This is a genomic window from Mesorhizobium sp. M4A.F.Ca.ET.020.02.1.1 (genome assembly GCF_004022645.1).
GTDB lineage: Bacteria > Pseudomonadota > Alphaproteobacteria > Rhizobiales > Rhizobiaceae > Mesorhizobium.
The window spans coordinates 1-3,453 of the sequence record NZ_RZOI01000648.1 but is presented as its reverse complement, the minus strand read 5'-3'; the positions used below and the strand labels follow the sequence as shown (position 1 = coordinate 3,453).

4 protein-coding genes are annotated in these 3,453 nt (G+C 65.3%); 1 reads left to right on the top strand and 3 read right to left on the bottom strand.

The annotated features are described in order from the left end of the window. A partial coding sequence (locus tag EN742_RS28555) for a glutathione S-transferase (protein ID WP_148670317.1) occupies window positions 1-564 on the bottom strand: 564 nt, incomplete at its 3' end. Window positions 565-593: 29 nt separating this feature from the next. Beyond that, the gene (locus EN742_RS28550; RefSeq protein ID WP_128333547.1) at window positions 594-1,217 is read right to left on the bottom strand and encodes a thermonuclease family protein; all 624 of its coding nucleotides are present in this window, start codon (window positions 1,215-1,217) and stop codon (window positions 594-596) included. Between the two features lie 75 nt (window positions 1,218-1,292). Here EN742_RS28550 and EN742_RS28545 point away from each other — a divergent pair, with 75 nt between their 5' ends. Further along, window positions 1,293-2,813: an ATP-binding protein gene (locus tag EN742_RS28545; protein WP_126054496.1), complete on the top strand. Its 1,521-nt coding sequence runs from the start codon at window positions 1,293-1,295 to the stop codon at window positions 2,811-2,813. A 1-nt stretch (window position 2,814) separates the two neighbouring features. Here the strand turns inward: EN742_RS28545 and EN742_RS28540 are convergent. Continuing rightward, the coding region (locus EN742_RS28540) for a nicotinate-nucleotide--dimethylbenzimidazole phosphoribosyltransferase (protein ID WP_189375654.1) at window positions 2,815-3,453 on the bottom strand (639 nt) is incomplete at its 5' end.

Sequence of the window (3,453 nt, the reverse complement as noted above, 5' to 3'; positions counted from 1 at the left end):
CACATTGGTGCATTCCTCCGGCACCCTGATGCGTGCCGGCTTCATGAAATCGATGGCGATCAACCCGGTGATGTCGGCGATCGAATAGGCATCACCGGCGGCGAACTCTCGGCCCGCCAATTCGTCGTCGAGCAGCTTCAGAAATTCGACCGCCTTGGGTTTGTTGGCCTCGCCCCATTCGGGTATTTGGGGGATTTCCCATTCTTTCATCGCGGGATGGGTGTGACGAAAAGCCTGCGCGACGCAGCTGAGGAGGTTCAGCTCCATGCGTCTTTGCCACATCTCGACCCTCGCCTTGCCGAGCGCGCCTTGCCCGAACAGAGGCGGCTCCGGATACAGCTCCTCGAAATAGCGGCAGATGGCGACGGATTCGGTGATGATGGTGCCGTCGTCGAGCTCGATCACCGGCAGGCGCTGCAGCGGGTTGCGCGAGCTGACGGCCTGCGTCTTATGCTCCAGCGCGCCCATGTCGATAGGCACTAGCGGCACCTCGATCCCTTTTTCGGCGAGGAAAACCCGCACCCTGCGCGGATTGGGCGCACGGCCACCGTCGAACAGCTTCATTCTCATCCTCCCAATCCTGCTCGCTCCCTTTACCGGAAGCTGAAAAACGCGCGCAAGGCATCGCCGATCGACGCCAGCGTGCCGTGCTTCCTTTCGACCAGCCCGTGGCCGTGGGTATCGCGCCAGTCCTGCGGTTCGTCGAACGTGCCAGCCCAGATGCCGGCCTTGCCGACGCGGGCGCCGGCCTCTTCGGTCTCGAAATCGCCATAGGCGACGGCCCAGCCAGCCTCGACCTGGGCGCGATTGAGGTCGATGCCGCTTGCCTTGCAGTATCCAAGCAGCCGGCCGTAGCGGTCGTGCTGCCAGCCACTGCAGGAGACGGGACGGCCGGCGATCAGCCTGACCAGCGATTGCCTCGCGAGCCTGCCGCAGGGATAGTCGGCGCCATCCTTGCGGCAGGTCTGCTGATATTCCGGCGCGTCGATGCCGCGCATGCGGATGCGCTCGGCGCCAAGCGTGATCGAATCGCCGTCATTGACGATGGCCGCGCCCTCGGCCTTGCGCGTCTCGAAGCGGTCGAGGCGCGCCGCGAGCAGGATCAGCAGACCGAGCAGAACGATGGTCAGGCAATAGTCGAAAAGCCGCCGCCACAGGCTGCGAGGCGGCTGCGGGGCGTATCGCCAGCGCGGCCTCGGCGACCAGGAACGGCTCATATGGCAAACAGTCTCTTAATCATTCGAACGTAGCTTAACGAATTGAAATCGCTGCGCGCAGAAATTGAAGTTTGCATGCCTTTGCTACGCTCGAACACAGCGGACAAATTCATTGTGGACCGCAGGAAACCGCATCGCAACAGCGATGTGGCGCGCGCGGTGCGCAGAACCCGTGACCGTCTTTCGCAGCAGGCCGGCAGCCTCGACTTCGACCGCGAGCTCCTGAAGCTGCATGCCCGCACCATGGTGGTCGGCGCGACCGCCATACCCATCCTGGTGCTGGCGATCGCCGCGACCGGCCTGCTGGCCGGCCTCGACAAGAAGATCGGCATCTGGGCGCTGTTCACCCTGCTTTGCTACACGATTGTTGCCTTCATGGCGCGGCGCGTCGAGCGGACCGAAGCGTCCCAGATCGATCCGTCGCAGGCGCGGCGCGATTTCCTCATCGGGCATTTCCTGTGCGGCCTTGGCTGGGCCTGGTTCGCCTGGTTCGGCTGCGACACCTGCCAGATCGATCAGTTCCAGGTGATCAAGGCGATGGTGCTTCTGGTCGCCATGGCAGCGACCGCGGTGATGGCATCCTCGCTGGGCGGCGCGCTGCTGGCGACCTTCGCCATTCCCGTCGCTGTCTATGCCTATGCCGGATCGCGGCTGTGGCTGCCGATCGAGGTTATCATGGCCGCGCTGCTGGTCGCCGCCCTGCCCTTCTTCGCCTACGTCGCGCGCCATCTCAACCAGGCCTCGCTGATGCTGATGTCATTCCGTTCAGAGAAGGATGCGCTGATCGCGGAGGTGGAAACGGCGAAATCGATGTCGGACGAGGCGCGGCGTCGGGCCGAGGATGCCAATCTGGCCAAGTCGCGCTTCCTCGCGTCGATGAGCCACGAGCTCAGGACCCCGCTCAACGCCATCCTCGGCTTTTCCGAAGTGATGGCCAATGAAGTGCTCGGGCCGATGAACAATCCCACCTATCGCGACTATGCCCATGACGTGCACGAGTCCGGCCAGCACCTGCTCGACCTGATCAACGAAATCCTCGACCTGTCGCGCATCGAGGCGGGCCGCTACCAGCTCAACGAGGAGCCGGTGATGCTGCTCAACATCGCCGAGGACTGCTGCCACATGATGGAGCTGCGGGCGCGCAACAAGGATATCCGCGTCATCCAGGATTTCGAAACCACCTTGCCGAGGCTGTTCGCCGACGAACGCGCGGTGCGGCAGATCGCGCTCAACCTTCTGTCCAACGCCATCAAGTTCACGCCGTCTGGCGGCGAGGTTCGCGTGCGCGTCGGCTGGACCGCCGGTGGCGGGCAGTACATATCAGTCAAGGACAATGGCCCGGGCATTCCGGAGGAAGAGATCCCTGTGGTGCTTTCGGCTTTCGGCCAGGGTTCGATCGCCATCAAGAGCGCCGAGCAAGGCACCGGTCTCGGCCTGCCGATCGTGCAGGGCCTGCTTGCCATGCATGGCGGCGAATTCGAGCTTCACTCCAGGCTGCGCGAGGGCACCGAGGCGATCGCCATCTTCCCGCTCAGCCGGGTGATGGAGGAACTGCCGGCGCTGCCGACCAAGGCGGTGGCATCCCGCAAGAGATAGGTCAGGTTTTGACCGCAGCCGCCATGCCGGAACTGGTGAGTGCCGCCGCCTTGACCAGGCCGGCGACGAGTGCAGCCCCCACCCCTTCGCCATGACCGACGCCGAGATCGAGCAGCGGCCGCAGGCCAAGCCGAGCCGCCACCTTCGCCTGCCCTGGTTCCGGCGACAGGCTGGCAAGCAGGCAATGGTCGAGCGCGGCGGGGCTCACCGCCTGCAGGACAGCGGCCGTCGCGGTCGCCGCATACCCGTCGAGCAGCACCGGGATCTTCTGCATGCGGGCGGCAAGGATGGCGCCAGCGATGGCGGCGAACTCGCGGCCGCCGACACGCCGTAAGGCCTCGAGTGGATCGCTGAGGCTGTCGCCGTGAAAGGCGAGCGCCCGATCGACCACCTCCGCCTTGCGCGCCGTCATCGCCGCGTCAGCGCCCGATCCGGGTCCGACCCAGTCCACGCCAGCGCCGCCGAACAGCGCCGCACACAGGGCGGCAGCGATGGTGGAATTGCCGACGCCGAGATCGCCGAGGCAGATGAGGTCGGCGCCGCCGGCGACCGCTTCCATGCCGAAGGCCATGGTGGCGGCGCAGCCGCGTTCGTCGAGCGCGGCTTCCTCGGTGATGTCTCCGGTCGGAACATCCAGCGC